Source organism: Marinobacter alexandrii (assembly GCA_039984955.1).
In the GTDB taxonomy this organism is placed as follows: domain Bacteria; phylum Bacteroidota; class Bacteroidia; order Cytophagales; family Cyclobacteriaceae; genus Ekhidna.
The window spans coordinates 914,616-934,741 of sequence record JBDWTN010000005.1 but is presented as its reverse complement, the minus strand read 5'-3'; the positions used below and the strand labels follow the sequence as shown (position 1 = coordinate 934,741).

Below are 20,126 nucleotides of genomic sequence, written 5' to 3'. Positions count from 1 at the left end.
TTAGTCAGCTTGCAAATTTGCTTGGTACTTTTGTCTTGTGAATCGCATACTGAAGAAAATCCTCGTTTTCCCAATTCTGGTGTATCAATACTCTATCTCCCCATTGCTTCCACAGTCATGCAGATTTACACCTACTTGCTCACAATACGCGAAGGAAGCTATTCAGAAGTACGGATGGAAAGGGTTCTTGATGGGGATCAAACGAATCAGTAAGTGTCACCCATGGGGAGGGAGTGGGTATGATCCGGTGGATTAGTTCACAGAACAAAGCCCACTGATATTACAACGAAGGTGTTGAACAAAGTTCTGAAGGTACTGTGGTGAATGCTCATCCTCCATTGTAATCGCTTGCCATGTTCTATGTATTCCTCTTTTGGTTACTGGTACTAAAGCTAAACTTTCATCTTTGAGGTATGGCTCTATGATCCATTTGGCCATTACATTGATACCCATTCCGGCTCTCACCATTTCAAGAACTGCTTCTGTTACTTGCACTTGCATTATTTTTTTTGGTTTTATTCCAGCTGGTGCAAGCACTTGTGAAAAAAGGGTAACTGATTCAAGTGGATAAGAATGGATAATTACGTTTTGATCTTCAAAGTCTTCTGCTACAACGTATGGTTTCTTTGTCCAAGGATGATCGAGAGGGACCAATGCATACATCTCGTCTCTAAAGAGATCGTGATAACTGATGTTTGCGCGATCTGATGAGTCATAAATAATTGCTAAATCGATATTGCCGTCGAGAATTTGATCTTCGACATCCGCTGCATTATTGTGAAATATTTCTATCTCGACATTAGGAAATTCTTTCTTGAAGTCTGTCATCAATGAAGGAAGCCAATGGTAGCACGTATAACATTGTGTGGCCAATCGGAGCGTACCAGTACTGCCTGACACATACTTCTTGATGGATAGCTCTGTACGCTCAAGATCCTCCAGAATACGTTCAGCAGATTCCAAAACCATCTTTCCTGCATTGGTTAAAATCAGTTGCTTGTTGACGCGATGAAAAAGCTGAGTACCCAGTTGGTTTTCTATCTCTTTCAATTGATGACTGAGCGCAGATTGAGATAAAAACAAGGAATCCTTCGCCTTGGTAAGACTTTTTGTTTCTGCTACTTCCCGAATGAGTTTTAGATGCCTGATTTCCATTTTGCTATATTAGTAAAATTCATTGTTATTATAAAATCAATTCATCCAATTAATAGTGTGTCGAGTTTTGCTTTCCGTTCAATTTGAGGAAACGAACTTCTACTACTATGAAAATCAGAAATGTTTACTTATTGATACTTTTAGCTAGTTGCTGGGGGCCTTCTTTCTTATTTATCAAAATTGCGGTGGCTGAGATTTCACCTGTGATGTTAGCAGCACTACGAATTGGAATAGGAGCTGTTATCCTAAACCTGATTTTGCTTTTAAAGAAGGAAAAGCTGCCAGTAACACTTGTTTTTTGGAAGAAGACGTTTATTGCAGGATTCTTTGCGCAGGGACTTCCATTCACCTTGATCAATTGGGGAGAACAGTTTGTAGACAGTTCACTCGCCTCTCTCATTAATGGATTGGTACCACTCTGCACCATAGTTCTTTCTCAAATTATGCTTCGAAATGAGAGGATGACAAAGAATAAACTAACAGGTGTACTATTGGGATTCATAGGGCTCGCAGTTCTTGTGATGCCGAATTTACTTTCAGGAGTAACAGGTAGTTCTCAGGGTATCTTATCTATTACCGCAGCTGCATTTAGCTATGGTTTTGGACTGGTATATATCAAAAAGTACCTGATAAATATTCCTTCATTCAGGGCTCCAGCCGCTCAATTGCTTTCAGTTGCCATTTATCTTCTCCCAATGGCATTTTTAGCTGATTCATCATTTTCATTAATGGAAGTAAGTTGGCAAGCGATAGGAGCTGTTGCTATTTTAGGTTTGTTTGGAACGGCTGTAGCATTTGTGATCTATTTCAAGCTTATTGAGCAATCTAGTGTGGCTTATGCCTCTTTGGTAACATATCTGATGCCTGTTTATGGTGTAATCCTAGGTATTATTTTTCTAAATGAACAATTCACACTTTGGATGTTTTTAGGTGCTGTTCTTATTCTCGCTGGGATACGAACGGTTAATAAGCCACTCAAGTCAAAGATGAAAGTTTTTGGAGAGGGTTTGGATGCTGCGTATTTCACAAAATTCAGATAAGGATGATGAATGTTACATTCAGATTATTCATTTACTTGTTGCTTATCAATAGTTTGCAGGGGACTTTCGGCCAAACGCTACAGCATGGTTTTGTTACAGATACTGATTTAGTGGGAATCACCTAAAGAAGTATCGATGAGGCTTTATGATAGATACAATCAATTTTTGCTGATGGAAGCTTGGCGATTAAAAGAGAAGGTGGTTTGGGAGCAATTTGGTTTAGATTTTAATCCTGAGGAAGATCAGAATGTTTATTTAACTCTTAATCGTGGGATACGAAAGATAAATAGTCAAGTTAAGTTTGGTATTTCATTGAATAATTTTACTGCAATGACATTTAAACTCAGTCATTCTGTTGCCTTTAAATAGATAGTATGTTAGAAATAAGACCTACATGTGAGAATTGTAATAAGTCTTTACCTGCGAATAGCACAGAGGCTATGATCTGTACGTTTGAATGTACATTTTGCAAGAGTTGTGTTGATCTGTTTCAGAATGTTTGCCCGAATTGTTCGGGAGGGTTTGTGCCACGACCGGTTCGACCAGCTGACTTGTTAAAAAAATATCCACTGACTGATAAAATTGTCTATAAGCCGGTGGATATGGATAAGCAAAAAGAGTTGATTGAGAAATTTGCAGAGGTAGATCCAAAAGATCGATAGGTTTATTCAGTAGATGATTTGATATCCTTTCTGATGAGTTTTTTTATAAAGTTCAATTGCCGATCATTTCTGATCATTAAGTCTTCTCTGGTAAACCCTATATCATAATCAGGAAGAAGGCCTCTTCCACTATGCTCTTGTGGTTTCACATTGGTAAAACCAGCCACCAGAGGCGTGTTGACGAATATCCCTGAGTTAGGTAGACTCATTTTGATGAAGCTAAAACTGTTTCCACCTTCGTAAGCTCCATTGGTTTCTTTGCCTATGAATACCCCCAACTCGTAACTCTTTGCAAGAGAGGCAAATTCAGATGCTGCAGAAGAGGTTTGTTCGTTAATCAAGAAATAGATTTTGCCTTCAAATTTTCTTTCTTTAGATTCAAAAGGACCAATTCCAATATTTTGTTCTGCACTCAATAAATAAGTTCCATTGGGTTGTTGAGTAAGCTCATCCTTAATTTTTTCTCTTTCACTTGCTGGAACATCTGCATATTTCAGAAACTCTGAATTATCTGTGATGGTGTATGCATATTTATAATACTCAAATGGTTCATCATCTTTCATGAGATATGACAGTAATTCAACGCCATGAACATCCCAGCCGCCTCCATTATTCCTTAAATCCACGATTAGATACTTGGATCCTTTCTTTTTAATCTTTTTGAGAGACTTATCCATAAAATTTCTCATTGCTTGCTGTGCCTCATTTTCAGAATCACCTTCACCAAAGGAGTTGAAAGAAAGTGCAGCCACATCAGGAATGTCTTTTAAGAATGAAAGTTTAAAAGGCTTTGATGGGCCATTATTATACATTTTAAGCATTTTCTTATTGACTGGATTTTTCTTGTAGTTTGAAGAAGTCAATGCTGTACTTTGTGCTGGCGACTCAATAGAGATAAGCTGATTGTCAAAATCTTTGAATACCATCTCGTAGCTCTCTGATTGATCTATGAATGAGTAATAAAACAGCCAAAATGAAGAGCCGGTTAAGGTGATATCTTTTGCTAATTCGATGTACCCATCCGACCATTTATGTTTGTGAAGCTTACTTCTAAGACTATCGACTTTAATGCCATTAATGCTTACAAGTTCAAAACCCGGTTTGATCGTCTCATTTAAGGTTCCATTAAAGAGGACATAGGGTTTACCATTGATAGGGAAAAAGAAGAATGGAACTGTTTTGATTTTTCGAATGAAGCTATTCAAGTTTTTTGATGGAATAACATAAGTGTGTGCACATCGAATCTCGGCGTTTAGTTGTGCTAGTGTTCGAAAAAAATCATAAAAAGATTGTTCACTATTTAGCGATTCTTCAACTTCATTCATTCTAGATTGAATAACTTCTTTTGAAGTGTATCTATAGAGTCCAGGGTGCGTCTCCTCTAATAACTTACGGTAAAGCCTGAAGTCTTCTTTTTGTTGATCAGCTGTTAGTCGTTTGTCCTGAAGAGTATCTGACTGAGCGTAACCAAAAGAAACGATAACGGTAAGAAATATGAATAGTAGCCTTCGCATTTGAATTTATTTTTTCCTCAAAACAACGGGTAAATGAGTTTCGAAACTTCTCAAATCTAGGAATGAGATGTATTTCTTTATTTCAAAGAGGTTCTGAAAGATTTAGGGGTTTCTTTCGTGATGGACTTAAAGGTCCGTTGAAAAGTAGCTTGCGAATTAAATCCGCTTTCCAGAGCAATACCTGTTATAGTCAGATGATCATAAGCTGAGTCAGCTAGCTTTTCTTTCACTTCTTCAATTCTAAATTCATTGATATACTCATTTAGGCTTTTGCCTAGGTATTGGTTAAGTGCTTGGGAAATCTTCTTTTGAGGAATTCCTGTTCTATTCACCAATTCATTTAGTGTGAGGTTTGCATTTAAATAGACCTGCTCCTGATCCATTAATTGATTGAGCTTAGACACAATGTCTTTGGACTCTGAAATGTCTAACGGCGTATTACGGGATGAGACTCTACTTTGAATGATACCATTGATTCCAAGCCAATATACCAAGAGAGTAAGAGGTATGTATATAGGATACCATCCCACCAAGTCGAGAAGTTTATTTGAAAAACCTGGTAGGATATATGGGATAAGGTGGGAAAGCCAAAGAATTTGAAAAATTGTAATTGCAATTAAAAGATGTTTGACCCAGGTAGAAGATCGATGATGAACCTGGGATTTTCGCAACAGCTTAATAGCGAATACAAGGTAAATGGACAATGATAACCATCTTGGAACATCTACATATTTCTCATAAGCTTCATTGAAAAATATAATTGAATGAGGAAAAAGAGTATCTGAAAACCCAATCAAAAAACTAATTAATGCAGTGAGAGATAGCATTGATGGAATCAAGTCCAGGATAGTGGACGTGAAATGCAGCTTTTGCTTTTTGAAGTTGAAATCTTGACCGATATTGATTTTTGTATAAAAGAAAATCAAAGGCCCTAATGGCATGATAATGATTAAAGGAACTATTTGCTCTGCTATTTGAAGGATTATTGGTCCGGCAGTATTCAGAGTTAGAAATAAATACATGTTTAAGCCGGCCAAAGAAAAAAGCAGAATAATGATAGCCAATAGCCTATTTGACCGCTTGTTTTTTTTGGACCTGAAGAGAAGAATCGACGTGATAAATCCCTGAATGGTTCCGAACAGAATTATTAGATCAAAAAAATTAGACGAATTCATTTGTGAAGATTTCTCACGCTAATAGTCAATTATAATGCCTTAATGGAATTTTTATCGATTGATTTTTTTTATTCCTCAAGGATTTTTAGCTAAATGATTCGATAAAGATACTTGTCTGTTAAAACAAATAGTTTATACTTGCGTACATATACAGTATATACACTATTAACAATAATGACAATTTCATTATTTGAATAGCGATCAAATGAAGATAATTATTTCAAATGCATCTCCAGAACCTATTTATGAACAAATAGGGAAACAAATCAAATCACAGATTATTTCAGGTGATTTACGAGAAGGTGATCCATTGCCGTCAATTCGAAAGTTGGCTCAAGAACTCCACATCAGTGTGATTACAACCAAGCGTGCATATGAGGAACTAGAAAAAGAGGGATTCATAGACACAGTAGGAGGTAAGGGGACTTTTGTTGCAGTTCAAAACAAGGAACTGTTACGTGAAAAGAAAATGAAATCCATTGAAGATCAGATGGCGGAAATGGTATTTGAAGCGCATAAAATGGGTATTAGCCTTAAGGAGCTTCAAGAGATGTTGAACATTTTATTTAATGATAATGACTAACACACTAGAGATATCGAATCTATCCAAGTCTTATGGCGACTTCCATTTAAGTAATGTCTCCTTCAGTCTTCCTACAGGATATATTATGGGATTGATTGGTCCCAATGGAGCAGGTAAAACCACTATTATCAAAACCATCATGAATCTGGTGATGAAGCAGGAAGGAGAGATCAAAGTATTCGGGTTAGATCATCAGGAGGAGGAAGTAGCGGTAAAAAAGCGGATCGGTTTTGTTTACGACACCCCTAACTTTTATGCGCACCTGAACTTAAAGCAACTCAAGCGTGTCATTGCGCCATTTTATGAAAACTGGGATGATGCCGTGTTCAGAGACCTGGTGAATCGGTTTGGTCTGCCGTTCAGCAAGCCTTTGAAGAAATTCTCCAGAGGGATGTCCATGAAGGCATCCATTGCGATAGCCCTGTCTCATCATGCCGATTTCATCATTATGGATGAACCCACTTCGGGACTGGATCCAGTGGTACGCCGGGAGATGCTAGATATTTTGCGGAGCATGATGCAGGACGAAAACAAGTCCATTCTTTTTTCCTCGCATGTAACCTCGGACATTGAGCAAGCAGCTGACTACATCACTTATGTGAATAACGGACAGGTGGTCTTTTCCAAAACAAAAGATGAAGTGTATGAAGAATACGCGCTGGTGAAAGGAGGGAATGACCTCCTGGATCACGATACCCGAAAGAGTATGGTCGCTGTGAGAAGCAGTGAATACGGATTTGAAGGGCTCACGGAAGATCTGAAAGCCTCAAGGAAATTATTTGGTGACAAAGCAGTGTACGACAGAGCGACACTTGAAGACATCATGTTTTTTAACAACCTCAAAATCAAAGGCAGCAGGTAGTATGTTAAAACTTGTCATAAAGGATTTCAGAGCCAATAGGACCTATTTGCTATTGCTTTTTATCGTGCTGGCAGCCATAAGTTTTGGCTTTAACCTGGCGATAATAGCGGAAAGTGAAGTAGAAGCAGAACTCTTTCCCCTGGTCGTCATCTTAAGTGCCATGGTGGCATCTAAGCTGTTCATACTTGCAGAAGCAGAGGTCAGTGCGGATAAATTGTTTGCCGGATTTCCGGTCACAAGAAAGGAGATGGTGTTGGCGAAATACATTTCATCCGGATTGCTGATCCTGATGGCACTTAGCATCCATCTACTTGTTATCCGGATAAGTTCAACAGAAGCCTTGCGCTCTGAGAATTCATTCATCTATCAACCTGAAATGTGGATTATCTCCGGACTCATTCTTATAATTTCGGATGCTTTTTCCTTCCCTTTTTATTTCAGGTATGGAATCGCCAAAGGAGCCATGATGTATGGAGTAGTCCTGATCACATTCATGATGCTCACTGTTCTGGTACTCAACATGCTTAATCCGGGCGACTTGCTGCATGCACTATTTCTCCGGGTAACAGATCAGCCGGCCTGGGCAATATTTGCCGAACTGGTTGCCTTGTTTCTTTTGATTTTGAGCAGTTCAATTCTCATTTCAATCAGTGTATTTAAAACAAAGGACCTATGAACAGAGCAATGATTCTAAGACTCATACGTAGAGATTTTAGTGCCTATAGGACACAGATTCTCTTGCTTTCTCTCTTCATGCTTTTGATGAGTATGTTCATCACCTTTATTAACACAAACACACTTGGGATATTCTCTTCGGGCATTGGAAATATTATTATGATTATCATAGGCGTGTTTGCTGTGGAGCAATCCAGTAATGTAGTTCGGATGCATACAGCTAGTTTGCCAGTAACAAGAAAAGAAATCATTATTGCTCGTTTTCTTTCATCATCAATTATTGTTTCCGTCAATACCATTATTCATTTTGGAGTTTTCAATGCATTGGAAAGTATCATTCATGCTGAACCTAATTATACAGATCTGGGGTTTTTTAGCTATGCATTAATCTATGGAATACTCCAGCTTGCTATTTACTTCATTGTATTCTATCGAGTAACCCTTGTAGTTGCGGTTATCATATTTGTGATGCCGGCTATTTTATATACTTCTATTTCATCCAAATCTGGATTTTTGAACGACCTGATTCCCGGAAATTCGTGGTACTTATTTCTGTTCATGCTAGTAACAATAGGAGTTACCGTGCTTTCACTTTATAGCACAATCGTCTACTTCCGGAAAAAGGATCTATAAGCTCTTTTCTGGAGAATAGGATAAATGGCTTTAATTAATAAAACAGTTAACTATAAATATTATGATTATTTCAACAACTGATAACATACCGCATAAGGAAATTTCTGAAATCTTAGGAATAGCTAAAGGGAGTACGGTTCGTGCGAGGCACCTAGGCAGAGACATTTTTGCAACCTTGAAAAATATTGTTGGAGGAGAGATTGATGAGTATACGAAGCTGCTTGCTCAATCGCGCGAACAAGCAATGGAACGAATGATTTTAGATGCTACTAAGATGGGTGCTGATGCTCTGGTGAATGTAAGGCTTACTACGTCTATGGTAATGGAAGCCACTTCAGAGATTCTAGCCTATGGAACAGCTGTGCGACTTAAATAACTTCTTAAATTTTAAACCATCATATCATGAAACTTACAATTGAAAATTTGACCAAAACATACACCAATGGAGTGAAGGCAATAGACGGCTTGAACCTCGAAATTGGGACAGGAATGTTTGGCCTACTGGGACCAAACGGAGCGGGTAAGTCTTCACTTATGAGAACAATCGCTACACTTCAAAGGCCGGATTCTGGTACAATCACATTTGGAGATACAGATGTACTTAAAGATCAGACCGAGTTAAGAAAATGTTTGGGATATCTGCCTCAATCATTTGGAGTTTACCCTAAAATGTCGGCAGAAGATTTGCTGGATTACCTGGCAACTTTGAAAGGGGTGAAGTCAAAAGATGAACGTAAAAAACTGGTGCATGAAGTGCTCACGGTTACCAACCTCTTTGAGGTAAGAAGGAAAAATGTGGCTGGCTATTCCGGTGGCATGAAGCAGCGATTTGGCATTGCTCAGTTACTGCTTAATGAGCCAAAGCTCATAATTGTTGATGAGCCTACGGCAGGGCTTGATCCGGCAGAGAGGAGCCGATTCCTAAATGTGATTCGCGAAATTGGTACCACTAGTACGGTGATTTTTTCTACTCACATTGTGGATGACGTGAAGGAGCTCTGCACAGATATGGCTATTTTGAATGGAGGGCGAATCTTGAAGCACGCGATTCCTCAGGAATCTCTAGAAGAATTTAAGGGAAGAATATGGAGCGGAACAATTGACCCTGAGGAACTGGAGACTAAAGAATCAACTTTAAATGTCCTGTCTTCAAATTACAACCAAGATAACCGTCTGAACATCAGGATCTACTCAGATTCCCAACCAGCGGGGGACTTCAAAAGCGCTACACCCGATCTTGAGGATGTGTATTTCTATACGCTGAAAGAGGACGAACTCATTCTGGCCTAGATCCTTCATTATTCCATTTACAAAACGTACCGAAATGTTCTATTCCATTTTCAAGCATGAGCTTTCATACTGGCTCAGTAGACCCTTATTCTATATCTATTCTGCGATCTTTCTGATTGCTGCATTGCTTATCGCATCAAGTGCTGCAGGAATCTTTGATGAGGTGAGTGCAGCTGTTGACTCTACCAGAATTGTGAATTCTCCTTCGTCAATTACGGGCATGTTTAACACGCTATCGACACTTATTATTTTCTTATTCCCCACGATATTTGGTGTGTCTGTACATCGGGATTTTAAGTGCGAGATGCATAAAATTATGTACTCTTACCCCTTTACTAAGGGCCACTATTTACTAGCTAAATTTCTTAGCTCGCTATTGATCGTAAGCGGTATCGTCCTCTTTATTGGGATTGGATTGGCGATTGGGTTTATGCTACCTGGTACCAATGATCAGATCACTATCTCCTTCGACCTGATTGCCTATGCACAGGTGTACCTGGTTTATACACTACCAAATGCGTTGTTATATGGATCGATCGTGTTTGCCATCGTGGTGTTTACAAGGAACCTCACTGCAGGATTTGTTGCCGTCATTGCACTCTTTCTGATTCAGGGACTGACGGATATTCTACTTCAGGATCCGGAAAACAAGATGCTTGCAGTTTTCATGGATCCATTTGGCTTTTCGGCCACACAGTACTACATCCAATATTGGACGGCCGCCGAGAGAAACGAGCTCTACCTGCCCTTCACAGGTCTCATTATTTACAATAGACTGCTCTGGTTGAGTGTTGCCGCCCTGATCTCGGGTATTGTCTATCGCACGTTCTATTTTGGGCAACAGGCACTTTCCTTGTCATTCCGAAAAAAAGATAGCGAGCAAGTAGTAAAAAGCAATTTTGGAAATATTACCAGAGTGATCCTTTCCAAGGTGGAGTATGATTTTTCTTTTCTCCACAACCTAAAGGTGATGTGGAGGCTGTCTACTATGGATCTTAAATTCATAGTGAAAAGCTGGCCATTTATTGTGCTGACATTGTTTGGCCTAACAATGCTTCTGATTGAACATTCTCAAACAGGCATAGTTCGAGGGACTCCCATGTTACCAGTAACGTGGAAGATGCTGCGATATAGTGAGGCCTTTCATTTTGCAATGATTGTTTGCACCTTCTTGTATTCCGGTCTGCTCATTCAGCGAGCAAGAGCAACAGATTTTCTTCAGCTGGTCGATACCACACCTGTTCCGAATTGGACGCTACTTGGATCTCGGTTTCTTGCAGTGATCAAAATGCAGATGATGATGCTACTGATTGTGATGGTATCAGGCATTTCATTCCAAGTGTATAAAGGCTATTATGATTTTGAAATTGGTTTGTATCTAGAGGGATTATTTGGGATGGATTTGTGGCAATTTATGATCTGGACGTTCCTGGCATTCTTTATTCAGACTCTTGTGCGAAATGCTTATGTGGGTACGTTTATTCTTATCGCGATGTTCCTGGGGTTTGCAACTCCTCTGCTTGGAATGATCGGTTTTGAACAGGATGTCTTTGTTTATGGAAGAGGTCCTGGCACACTGTACTCTGATATGAATGGATTTGGCAACAGTTTGGCTGCATTTTATGCGTACATTTTTTATTGGATGCTTGCTGGAATGCTTTTGCTAATTGGAGCCGGGCTGTTACTGGATCGGGGAATTCTTCAGTCCTTTCGGGAACGATTAAAGGTGATGAAGTCTCGTTTACATGGAGGAACGCGGATCGCATTTCTGATCATACTGCTAGGGTTTTTGGGAATGGGATTTCGGATTTACTATGAAGATAATATTGCAAATCCATATGCTTCGTCGAAGGAGAAAGAACAATACCGAGCAGAATGGGAATTGAAATACGGACGATACAAAGGGGCCATCCAACCAAGGATTACCGCTATCGAAATCTTCCTGGATATTTTCCCCGAGACGCTGGATTTTAAATCGCGAGGTACCTACAAAATGATGAACAAATCCTCGATTGCTATCGATACTATTTTCCTTAAATACAATGACTACTCTTCCAGCTTTGAGTTTGATCAATCAGCTCAGATTATATCGGAGGATACCATCTTTAGGTTCAATATGTATCTCCTGGAAGAAACGCTCCTTCCCGGAGACAGTCTCGAGTTAACTTTTAAGGTTTGGAATAGACCCAACACTTTTCTACGTGAACATTCACCGGTATTGCGCAACGGCACCTTCCTTAATAATTTCAAATTGTTTCCTTCACTTGGATTTCCTGGGGGCGGACTGGAAGATGATGAAGTGCGAAAAAAATATGGGTTGGCACCTTATCCTTCAAAGTCGCTCCCGTCAGACACTACCGCTCTGGGCAATCATCAACTTTCGAGAGACGCAGACTGGGTTGATTTTGAAGCTACTATAAGCACTTCGGAGGATCAAACAGCGATTGCCCCAGGCTATTTACAAGAGGAATGGGTTGAGAATGGTCGTAGATATTTCCATTATAAAATGGATAGCAAAATGCTCAACATTTATTCATTCAACTCAGCGCGATACGAGGTGAAAAGGGACCGATGGAATGAGGTCAGTTTGGAAATCTATCACCATAAGGGGCACGAGCGCAACTTGGATAGAATGATGGATGGCATGAAAGCAGCTCTAGAATACTGTTCTAGTAACTTCAGTCCATACCAGCATAAACAAGCTCGGATAATAGAATTTCCAAAAACGTTTGGAAATTTCGCTCAGGCATTTCCCAACACCATTCCTTTTTCAGAGGGTCGTGGTTTCATCGCAGATGTTGACGATTCTGAAGAGGGGGGAGTAGACTATGCCTTTGATGTCACTGTACACGAAATGGCACATCAGTGGTGGGCACATCAGGTGATCGGAGCGGATGTGTCGGGATCAGGTATGCTTGCTGAAGGACTGGCGGATTATGTTCGATTAAAGGTGCTGGAAAAACAATACGGGAAGGGGAAGATGCGCAAGTACCTCAAATATGCAACGGACAAGTATTTACGCGACCGTGGAAGGGATCGAAAAGGAGAGAATCCACTCATATTTGAAGATAACCAGCCTTATATCCGATACTCAAAAGCATCGGTCGTGCTTTATGCCTTAAGTGATTATATAGGAGAAAAGAACCTGAATGCAGCTCTCAGTAAATATGTAGAAAAAGTAAAGTTTCAAGAAGCACCTTATACAACTTCTCTAGAATTGGTGAAATATCTAAGAACTGCCACGCCTGATTCTCTACGGTATTTGATCACAGATATGTTTGAGACCATCACTTTATACAACAACAAAATGATAAGTGTTACCTCGAAGGAACTAGATAATGAGAAATATCAATTGGATCTTGAATTCCAGGTCAGCAAGTATAGAAGTGACGAAAAAGGAAATCGTAGCTACGATGAGAAAGCCAAGGATGATGGGGAGGAGATTCTTTCTCTTGCACTGGTAGATTACCTTGATATTGGGGTTTTTGATGAAAGCGGAAAAGAAATCTATTTAGAGAAGCATAAGGTCACTTCAGTTAGGAATAAGATTTCGATCATTGTTGATAAAAAACCAATCGAAGTGGGTATTGACCCATACAATAAGTTGATTGATATAGAATCTAAGGATAATAGGAAGAAGATTTGAACCTATAATAGAGTTTAAAGGGATATAAAAAAATCCTCACATCTTCAGCATGTGAGGATTGCCATATTCTATTTGATTTCAATAAACTGTTTTGCCCAGTTTCTAAGTTCAAGGCTTTCCCTGTCAGGGAGCAATTGTTTAAATTTTCTATACTCTTTCCAAAATAGGTTTTTATTAAAACTTACTTTTTCAAGGATCACTTTGCTGTATTCGAACATTGAGGTTTTCATAAGAAAGTGAGTTAAATGTTACATGATTGAAGCTACTAAAGCAGCACCTATTGCTACTATCCCTAAGTAACCCATGATTTTAATTTGTTGGTAAATGTGATCATGATTATAGTTATCCGAATATTTCATATCCTAAAAATTTGTAATTGAAAATAAGACCAGACGAAATTGCTAAGGATTAACTATATGATGAATTGCATTATCCAGATATGCCTTTTTACATTTTTGACATAGGATGCTTGAGTATTTATTTGTTTTCGTGAATGTCTATTACTTGTAAGGCTTATTCTTTCTTTACTGTTCTTACGCTTTGCTGGCTGAATTGTAGTTTCTGTACATACTACTTCTTTAGATGTCTCAACCTCGTAAACATTTTCAACTAATGGAGCTTGGGTTGATACCCCTGATAGGATAGTGATTGTTAGAAATATAGTAAAAAATCTCACTTAAGTAGTATTACATTTATATATGATAGTATTACTATACGATAGTATTAAGTAATAGTTTCAGAAATATTTTGAGCTACAGTTTTTATGAATGAAATAATAGACTAAAGTTCATTCAACTCTTCTTTGTATCCACCACTTAAAATTGGAAAACGATACCAAGACCGTGGGTCAATATTGAAATCATCAAAATGAAAACTAGGAGCATATCGTTCTCGCTTCCATTGATTTCTGGTCCAGAGCCGAAAGAATTTTTTAAGCCAACCTTTAAGCTGGTCATCAGCATATTCTCCTTTTAATAAATCGTAAACTTGCTTCGGAGATTTTCCTTTTAAAATTGCTTCTCGTTCAATTTTCATCAATACTTCATACGGCATCAAATCTTCTTCATCGGTTTGATTTTGATCGCTTGGCCTGAGTTCTGCAGTAGGAGTGAGGGAGTTAACGTCATTCAGTCCATCAAAACCTAATTCATCCTCAGCGTATTTCAGCCATTGCAAAATGAAGTGTTTGCTTACTCCGGCAATAGGAGAGATGCTTCCGCTAGTATCCCCATCCATCGTAGCATAACCTACATCTCCTTCGCTACGGTTGGAGGTGGCAAGAAGTAAAGCATTCTTGATATTCGCCAGCATCCAGATAATGGGAGCTCGCGAGCGAGCCTGAATATTTTGAAGGGCTATATCATCCTGCTCCCAGGTTAATTTTCTTCCCAAGGCTTTTTCTATGCTTGATTGATAGCTTTCCACTTCACTATCAATAGTCCAGTGATGAAAAGTAGCCCCCAAGCTGTCTGCCAAATTCTTTGCAGAGTTAAATGTTGCATCTGAAGAGTTCACTGTTCCTTGATAGGCTGTAGTAAGCAATTGAGATGCAATCTCTTTCCATGTGATTCCAGCGAGCTCAAACCCTAGTTTCCGCTCCAGTTCATTTTTGCCTAGTTGCTCCAATGCATTTTGGATAGCAAAACTGACCAATGTAGCAATGCTACTACTATCCGCGCCACCACTAAGGGACAATACGAATCCCTGGCTTTTACTTTTTCGACAATAATCAAATAAGGCAAGAGAAGCAGCGTGAGAAAACTCCTCGTATTGATTTTTGAAATCTGGTTTGACATTCTCGGTAGCAGAGCTTTGATCAAAATCTACCTCTACAGCGAGCACTCGATAATCTTGAAACGACAACCTTTTGTTTCGCCCAATCAATTTCCCTTTTTGAGCTATTAGCACATCTCCGTCATAGATCATTCTGCCTGCTTCATTCCCAAGCAAATTGGCGTAGAGATACACACAATCAAATTGCTCTGAACTCTTGCAAACAAGGTCTTCTCTGAACTTAGCCTTATCAAAAGCAAAATGTGAGGCGCTTGGATTTAGAATTAGATCTACGGTTTTTGTCAGTAGCTCACATGGTCTATTGGGCTGCCATGCATCTTCACATATTTCAAAGCCTATGGAAATATCTTTATGATCAATAATAATATGACCAAATGGATATTCGCTCCCGGCAACTTCGATGATGTCGATTTTTGTTGATGGCCAGGGGGTAAACCATCTGGGCTCATAATGTACGCCATCATTGGCCAGTTTCTGTTTGGCATAAAACCCTAAGATTTTCCCATCTGAGACAAAACATGTGCTGTTGTAAATGTTATTCTCATGACGTAGTGGAAGCCCAATTGTTAAAGCAATTTCTTTGGTCGAAGGTAGAATCTCTAGAAGCTTTTCAAGTGCTTTTTCAGGAAGCCATTGACTTAGAAATAAATCTTCGCATCCATATCCCGTAATACATAATTCGGGAAGGCATAAAATGTCAATAGACTGTTCTTTAGCCTCTTCTATTGCACTTTCGATCTGCCTAAGATTGTTTTCCCAATCAATTGGTGTTTGATTCAGGCAAGCTCCAGCCAATTTTAATTTTCGGCTCATTTTTTTTGCGTATCATCCAAATTTAGCTTTTCATAGGTCTTCTGCGCAGCATCCTGCTCTGCTTTTTTCTTGCTGAAGCCATATCCGATTTCCATTGGTGTTTCATTCAGAAATACTTGCGCTGTAAACTTACGATCCTCTTCATTGATGATTTCAAATCGTAAGTCTTTGTTTTCCTTTTGTGACCATTCAAGCAATCTGCTTTTGAAATTGGTGATCTTGGATATTAGCTCATCAAAATCATAATGAGGTTTGATCAGCTTTTTGATTACGAACTTCTTGCAGTAGTGAAACTCGTGATCTAAATATACAGCACCAATTAAAGCTTCCATGCAATCACCATATACGGAACGATGGGCTCTTGATCCCTGGTTGTATTGTACCAATTCCCTAAGTCCTATTTTCTGACCCAGGCGATTAAGTGATTCTCGATTCACGATCTTTGCTCGAATCTCAGTTAAAAACCCTTCCTCTTTGAATGGGAATTTTGCGTAAAGATGCTCTGCTACAATCATTCCCAGAATGGCATCTCCCAGGTATTCCAGTCGCTCATATGATTCTTTGATGCCGCGATCATTGAAAGAAGCTACACTACTGTGGCGCATTGCTTGCTTATACAAGGCAAGATTGATTGGCGCACGACCAGTAATTAACTGGAAAGACTGACGAAGTTTTTTTTCGGATTTAAATGAGTTTAGTATTCGCCCCGATAATATTTTCGGAATCGAAGACACTATCCGTTGTATTTTCCGATAATAATGGAAGTATTGTGTCCACCAAAGCCAAATGTATTGCTCATCGCAATATTTACTTCACGTTCCTGAGCTTTGTTAAATGTGAGATTTAAAGCTGGATCGATCTCAGGATCATCAGTGAAATGATTAATGGTCGGTGGTATAATTCCTTTTTCAATGGCCATAAGGCAGGCTATAAACTCTACTGCTCCAGCTGCACCAAGGAGGTGACCGGTCATGGATTTGGTTGAGCTGATATTCATTTTTGCGGCATTTCCACCAAATACGCGTTGAGCAGCTTTGATTTCACCTGCATCACCTAGAGGTGTGGAAGTACCATGAGTATTGAGGTAATCAATTTTATCTGCAGTCAAGCCTGCATCTTTCAATGCATTTTTCATCACTAATTCAATACCTGCACCTTCTGGATGCGGTTGAGTAATGTGATACGCATCAGCGGACATGCCACTTCCTAAAATCTCTCCATAAATTTTTGCGCCTCTAGCCTTTGCATGTTCTAGCTCTTCTAACATAATTGAGCCAGCGCCTTCTCCTAACACGAATCCATCGCGATCCTTATCATAAGGACGAGAAGCTGTTTCTGGAGAGTCGTTTCTCTCTGATAGGGCTTTCATGGCGTTGAATCCTCCAATTCCTGAAGGAATTACACCGGCCTCTGATCCGCCAGTTAGAATCGCATCTGCCTTACCTACTTGAATGTATGTGAAGGCATCTGTAATTGAATTATTGGAAGATGCACAGGCAGAAACTGTTGCAAAGTTGGGTCCCATGAAACCGTACTTAATTGAAAGTAGACCCGGAGTAATATCCGCAATCATTTTTGGCACAAAGAAAGGATTGAAACGAGGAGTTCCGTCACCTTGCGCAAAGGCCATAACTTCATCTTGGAATGTACTAAATCCACCAATTCCAGTCCCCCAAATCACGCCAATTCGTGTTTTGTCCACACTGTCTAGGTCCATCCCTGAATCATTGATGGCCTGCTCTCCTGTCACCATACCGTATTGGGTATTGGGATCCATTTTGCGAGCTTCCTTTCGATCTAGAAAATCTTGAGGATCAAACCCCTTTACTTCACAGGCGAATTTCGTGCGGAATTTTTCGGTATCAAAACGAGTAATGGGAGTCGCGCCACTTACTCCTTTGGCCAAAGAATCCCAATATTCATCTTTAGTATTTCCCAAAGGGGTAAGGGCACCAATACCGGTTACAACGACTCGTTTTAATTCCATAAATGTTTAGGCTAAGTTGGTTATTTACTTAACGTTTTCTTCCAGATAAGAGATAGCGTGACCTACTGTCGCGATGTTTTCAGCCTGGTCATCAGGAATAGAAATGTTGAATTCTTTTTCGAACTCCATGATCAGCTCCACGGTATCAAGCGAGTCAGCTCCTAGATCATTGGTGAAGCTTGCCTCTGGGTTAACCTCGGACTCTTCTACACCTAGTTTGTCAATAATAATTGACGTTACTTTTTGTGCTATTTCAGACATTTTTGTAATGTTTGGTTAAAAATGAGTTGCAAAGAAATAATATTCTCAAACTAAAATCAAATAAGTCGTTTGAGACATTTGTATTGCGAATTTAGGTCTTAGCTTGCACTTTATATGAAGAAAAACAAATTAGATGGCGGGTATGCCATTGATTTTGATTTATTCGGGCTGGTATGCAATAAAAAGGAATATAAACTCGCATGGCATATCAATGAAGCGATGAACATTTCGCTGATAAAACAAGAAGATGTCAAAATTGAATATGCTGATAATACAGCTATTTTAATTTCAAATTTCATATATGAAACTGAATTCCAGACAATCGAGCTGTTACAAAATAAGCTGGTAGGTGGAGGAAATGTAAAAAATCAATTATTGCTACCAGAACTGAAGCAATTTGATTATCTAATGAAATTTAAGGATCAAACAGGTGAGTTAACTACCGGAAACGTTAACGTAATATTCAAAGAAATTTCTATTATAGAGTACGCGATACGACTTAATTTTGATACTTTGAAGTCAAAAGAAAACCTTCTCTACTAAAAACCATATCACTCAATGAGTTCCATTACTAAGCGAACAAAGATCGTGGCAACCTTAGGTCCTGCCAGCAACAACAAAGAGACCATTACTAAATTGATAGAGGCGGGAGCCAATGTTTTGCGATTAAACTTTTCTCATGGCTCTCATGAAGATCATAAAAAGGTAAAGGATTATATCCGTGAGATAGGAAAGGAAAAAGAATATCATGTTGGAATCCTTCAGGATTTGCAAGGGCCTAAAATCAGAATTGGGCTGATGAAAGATGGAGGTATGGAAATTAGTGATGGTCAAGAATTAATCATCACTACCGATGAAGTAGAGGGAGATAATAAACGAGTGAGCACTGTATACAAAGAGATTGTAAATGATGTGAAGGCAGGCGATACAATCCTTATTGATGATGGAAATATAGAATTGAAAACCGTTTCAGTAAGTGATAATGAGGTGGTCACAGAGGTGGTCCATGGAGGTGTTTTGAAATCTCGAAAAGGAATCAACTTACCGGATACGGAAGTATCCGCACCTTGTCTTACCGAAAAAGATTTAGAAGATCTTCAATTTGGATTGGCTCAGGATGTGGATTGGATTGCGTTGAGCTTTGTTCGAAAAGCCGATGATATCCGAGAACTCAAAGAAATAATAGAAAAGGCAGGAAAGGATACCAAAGTAGTGGCTAAAATTGAAAAGCCAGAAGCATTAAGTAACATTGACGAGATCATAGAGGTCACAGATGCTATAATGGTCGCTAGAGGCGATCTTGGTGTTGAGATACCGATGCATGAAGTTCCGCTTTGGCAAAAGAAAATTGTGGAAAAATGCAATCAGACTGCTAAGCCAGTGATTATTGCTACTCAGATGATGGAGAGCATGATTGAAAATCCACGTCCGACTCGAGCGGAAACAAATGATGTAGCCAACGCCGTAATGGATGGTGCCGACGCATTGATGCTTTCTGCTGAGTCTGCAGCAGGAAAGTTTCCAATAGAAGCCGTTCAAAAAATGTCTGAAACGATTATGGCGGTAGAATCCGAGGCGAGTTCGATATACAACAGGTATTACGACAAGCAGTTTGAATCAAGCACTCGAGTGAATGATCTCTTGATCAGAGCATCATGCCGACTGGCAGAGAATACCGGAGCACGTGCACTGGTATGCATGACTAAATCAGGATACACCGGGTTTAGAACAGCTATGCATAGATCCACAGCAGAAATCTATTTGTTTACCAATAATGAGAAGTTGGTTCATCAGATGTGTTTGGTATGGGGTGTAAAAACCTTTCTATATGATTCACATGAAAACATAGATAAAACACTGGTAGAAATTGAAAAGAAACTGGTAGATAGTGAAAACTTGAAAAAAGGAGATATTTTCATCAACACTTCATCTATGCCGCAACACTGGCACGGTCATACGAATATGATGAAGGTGAGCGTGGTAGAGTAATGCTGATGACAATAGATTTTACTTAATCTATTGAGTTAATGTGATAG

General features: G+C 39.2%; 21 protein-coding genes. 13 read left to right on the top strand and 8 right to left on the bottom strand.

From position 1 onward, the window contains the following. Window positions 1–37: 37 nt before the first annotated feature. Window positions 38–256, top strand: a complete 219-nt coding sequence (yidD, locus tag ABJQ32_04575; protein ID MEP5288900.1) for a membrane protein insertion efficiency factor YidD — start codon at window positions 38–40, stop codon at window positions 254–256. Here the strand turns inward: yidD and ABJQ32_04570 are convergent. Then, window positions 253–1,155, bottom strand: a complete 903-nt coding sequence (locus ABJQ32_04570) for a LysR family transcriptional regulator (protein ID MEP5288899.1) — start codon at window positions 1,153–1,155, stop codon at window positions 253–255. The two genes, yidD and ABJQ32_04570, sit on opposite strands and share 4 nt — an antisense overlap. Window positions 1,156–1,262: 107 nt before the next feature. On the opposite strand from ABJQ32_04570, the gene ABJQ32_04565 reads away from it, so the two are divergent. From ABJQ32_04565 to ABJQ32_04555, 3 genes are all read left to right on the top strand, one after another. Further along, complete coding sequence (locus tag ABJQ32_04565) at window positions 1,263–2,195, top strand: DMT family transporter (protein ID MEP5288898.1); 933 nt, start codon at window positions 1,263–1,265, stop codon at window positions 2,193–2,195. 171 nt (window positions 2,196–2,366) lie between these two features. Then, window positions 2,367–2,564: a hypothetical protein gene (locus tag ABJQ32_04560; protein ID MEP5288897.1), complete on the top strand. Its 198-nt coding sequence runs from the start codon at window positions 2,367–2,369 to the stop codon at window positions 2,562–2,564. 5 nt (window positions 2,565–2,569) lie between these two features. After that, window positions 2,570–2,857 carry a DUF1272 domain-containing protein gene (locus tag ABJQ32_04555; GenBank protein MEP5288896.1) on the top strand — a complete coding sequence of 96 codons (288 nt, stop codon included), beginning with the start codon at window positions 2,570–2,572 and terminating at the stop codon, window positions 2,855–2,857. A 2-nt stretch (window positions 2,858–2,859) separates the two neighbouring features. On the opposite strand, the gene ABJQ32_04550 is transcribed toward ABJQ32_04555, so the two are convergent. Next, a complete protein-coding gene (locus tag ABJQ32_04550; GenBank protein ID MEP5288895.1) occupies window positions 2,860–4,371 on the bottom strand; it encodes a S41 family peptidase in 1,512 nt (503 codons plus the stop codon). 77 nt (window positions 4,372–4,448) lie between these two features. Further along, complete coding sequence (locus tag ABJQ32_04545; protein MEP5288894.1) at window positions 4,449–5,393, bottom strand: helix-turn-helix transcriptional regulator; 945 nt, start codon at window positions 5,391–5,393, stop codon at window positions 4,449–4,451. A 358-nt stretch (window positions 5,394–5,751) separates the two neighbouring features. Here ABJQ32_04545 and ABJQ32_04540 point away from each other — a divergent pair, with 358 nt between their 5' ends. From ABJQ32_04540 to ABJQ32_04510, 7 genes are all read left to right on the top strand, one after another. Beyond that, window positions 5,752–6,129, top strand: a complete 378-nt coding sequence (locus ABJQ32_04540; GenBank protein ID MEP5288893.1) for a GntR family transcriptional regulator — start codon at window positions 5,752–5,754, stop codon at window positions 6,127–6,129. After that, entirely contained in the window at window positions 6,122–6,991 is an 870-nt protein-coding gene (locus ABJQ32_04535; GenBank protein MEP5288892.1) for an ABC transporter ATP-binding protein, read from the top strand. Before ABJQ32_04540 ends, ABJQ32_04535 begins: the two co-directional genes overlap by 8 nt. Before the next feature lies 1 nt (window position 6,992). Then, window positions 6,993–7,667, top strand: coding sequence for an ABC-2 transporter permease (locus tag ABJQ32_04530; GenBank protein ID MEP5288891.1), 675 nt, complete (start codon window positions 6,993–6,995; stop codon window positions 7,665–7,667). Further along, window positions 7,664–8,299 (top strand): ABC-2 transporter permease, encoded by a 636-nt coding sequence (locus tag ABJQ32_04525; GenBank protein ID MEP5288890.1) that lies wholly within the window; start codon window positions 7,664–7,666, stop codon window positions 8,297–8,299. The genes ABJQ32_04530 and ABJQ32_04525 overlap by 4 nt, the downstream gene beginning before the upstream one ends. Window positions 8,300–8,360: 61 nt before the next feature. Then, window positions 8,361–8,675 (top strand): YbjQ family protein, encoded by a 315-nt coding sequence (locus ABJQ32_04520; protein ID MEP5288889.1) that lies wholly within the window; start codon window positions 8,361–8,363, stop codon window positions 8,673–8,675. 26 nt (window positions 8,676–8,701) lie between these two features. Continuing rightward, a complete protein-coding gene (locus ABJQ32_04515) occupies window positions 8,702–9,589 on the top strand; it encodes an ATP-binding cassette domain-containing protein (GenBank protein MEP5288888.1) in 888 nt (295 codons plus the stop codon). A gap of 34 nt (window positions 9,590–9,623) precedes the next feature. Further along, on the top strand, window positions 9,624–13,235 hold the full coding sequence (locus ABJQ32_04510; protein ID MEP5288887.1) for a M1 family aminopeptidase: 3,612 nt from the start codon (window positions 9,624–9,626) through the stop codon (window positions 13,233–13,235). Window positions 13,236–13,303: 68 nt separating this feature from the next. Here ABJQ32_04510 and ABJQ32_04505 read toward each other — a convergent pair whose 3' ends face one another. The 5 genes from ABJQ32_04505 to ABJQ32_04485 form a co-directional block, all read right to left on the bottom strand. Next, window positions 13,304–13,465 carry a hypothetical protein gene (locus tag ABJQ32_04505; GenBank protein MEP5288886.1) on the bottom strand — a complete coding sequence of 54 codons (162 nt, stop codon included), beginning with the start codon at window positions 13,463–13,465 and terminating at the stop codon, window positions 13,304–13,306. 550 nt (window positions 13,466–14,015) lie between these two features. Beyond that, the gene (nadE, locus tag ABJQ32_04500; protein MEP5288885.1) at window positions 14,016–15,842 is read right to left on the bottom strand and encodes an NAD(+) synthase; all 1,827 of its coding nucleotides are present in this window, start codon (window positions 15,840–15,842) and stop codon (window positions 14,016–14,018) included. After that, window positions 15,839–16,462 (bottom strand): ribonuclease III, encoded by a 624-nt coding sequence (gene rnc / locus ABJQ32_04495; GenBank protein MEP5288884.1) that lies wholly within the window; start codon window positions 16,460–16,462, stop codon window positions 15,839–15,841. The genes nadE and rnc overlap by 4 nt, the downstream gene beginning before the upstream one ends. Window positions 16,463–16,575: 113 nt before the next feature. Continuing rightward, window positions 16,576–17,829 (bottom strand): beta-ketoacyl-ACP synthase II, encoded by a 1,254-nt coding sequence (gene fabF / locus ABJQ32_04490; GenBank protein MEP5288883.1) that lies wholly within the window; start codon window positions 17,827–17,829, stop codon window positions 16,576–16,578. 24 nt (window positions 17,830–17,853) lie between these two features. After that, window positions 17,854–18,090, bottom strand: a complete 237-nt coding sequence (locus tag ABJQ32_04485) for an acyl carrier protein (GenBank protein ID MEP5288882.1) — start codon at window positions 18,088–18,090, stop codon at window positions 17,854–17,856. Between the two features lie 114 nt (window positions 18,091–18,204). Here ABJQ32_04485 and ABJQ32_04480 point away from each other — a divergent pair, with 114 nt between their 5' ends. Together ABJQ32_04480 and pyk are read left to right on the top strand one after the other, a co-directional pair. Beyond that, entirely contained in the window at window positions 18,205–18,633 is a 429-nt protein-coding gene (locus tag ABJQ32_04480) for an IPExxxVDY family protein (GenBank protein MEP5288881.1), read from the top strand. A gap of 15 nt (window positions 18,634–18,648) precedes the next feature. Next, the gene (gene pyk / locus ABJQ32_04475) at window positions 18,649–20,079 is read left to right on the top strand and encodes a pyruvate kinase (protein ID MEP5288880.1); all 1,431 of its coding nucleotides are present in this window, start codon (window positions 18,649–18,651) and stop codon (window positions 20,077–20,079) included. Window positions 20,080–20,126 lie beyond the last annotated feature (47 nt).

Excerpts from the sequence above, each read along its gene's own strand:
- ABJQ32_04570 (MEP5288899.1), bottom strand. The coding sequence starts at position 1,155 with ATGGAAATCAGGCATCTAAAACTCATTCGGGAAGTAGCAGAAACAAAA.
- ABJQ32_04565 (MEP5288898.1), top strand. The coding sequence starts at position 1,263 with ATGAAAATCAGAAATGTTTACTTATTGATACTTTTAGCTAGTTGCTGG.
- ABJQ32_04560 (MEP5288897.1), top strand. The coding sequence starts at position 2,367 with ATGGAAGCTTGGCGATTAAAAGAGAAGGTGGTTTGGGAGCAATTTGGT.
- ABJQ32_04555 (MEP5288896.1), top strand. The coding sequence starts at position 2,570 with ATGTTAGAAATAAGACCTACATGTGAGAATTGTAATAAGTCTTTACCT.
- ABJQ32_04550 (MEP5288895.1), bottom strand. The coding sequence starts at position 4,371 with ATGCGAAGGCTACTATTCATATTTCTTACCGTTATCGTTTCTTTTGGT.
- ABJQ32_04545 (MEP5288894.1), bottom strand. The coding sequence starts at position 5,393 with ATGTATTTATTTCTAACTCTGAATACTGCCGGACCAATAATCCTTCAA.
- ABJQ32_04540 (MEP5288893.1), top strand. The coding sequence starts at position 5,752 with ATGAAGATAATTATTTCAAATGCATCTCCAGAACCTATTTATGAACAA.
- ABJQ32_04535 (MEP5288892.1), top strand. The coding sequence starts at position 6,122 with ATGACTAACACACTAGAGATATCGAATCTATCCAAGTCTTATGGCGAC.
- ABJQ32_04530 (MEP5288891.1), top strand. The coding sequence starts at position 6,993 with ATGTTAAAACTTGTCATAAAGGATTTCAGAGCCAATAGGACCTATTTG.
- ABJQ32_04525 (MEP5288890.1), top strand. The coding sequence starts at position 7,664 with ATGAACAGAGCAATGATTCTAAGACTCATACGTAGAGATTTTAGTGCC.
- ABJQ32_04520 (MEP5288889.1), top strand. The coding sequence starts at position 8,361 with ATGATTATTTCAACAACTGATAACATACCGCATAAGGAAATTTCTGAA.
- ABJQ32_04515 (MEP5288888.1), top strand. The coding sequence starts at position 8,702 with ATGAAACTTACAATTGAAAATTTGACCAAAACATACACCAATGGAGTG.
- ABJQ32_04510 (MEP5288887.1), top strand. The coding sequence starts at position 9,624 with ATGTTCTATTCCATTTTCAAGCATGAGCTTTCATACTGGCTCAGTAGA.
- ABJQ32_04505 (MEP5288886.1), bottom strand. The coding sequence starts at position 13,465 with ATGAAAACCTCAATGTTCGAATACAGCAAAGTGATCCTTGAAAAAGTA.
- nadE (MEP5288885.1), bottom strand. The coding sequence starts at position 15,842 with ATGAGCCGAAAATTAAAATTGGCTGGAGCTTGCCTGAATCAAACACCA.
- fabF (MEP5288883.1), bottom strand. The coding sequence starts at position 17,829 with ATGGAATTAAAACGAGTCGTTGTAACCGGTATTGGTGCCCTTACCCCT.
- ABJQ32_04485 (MEP5288882.1), bottom strand. The coding sequence starts at position 18,090 with ATGTCTGAAATAGCACAAAAAGTAACGTCAATTATTATTGACAAACTA.
- ABJQ32_04480 (MEP5288881.1), top strand. The coding sequence starts at position 18,205 with ATGAAGAAAAACAAATTAGATGGCGGGTATGCCATTGATTTTGATTTA.
- pyk (MEP5288880.1), top strand. The coding sequence starts at position 18,649 with ATGAGTTCCATTACTAAGCGAACAAAGATCGTGGCAACCTTAGGTCCT.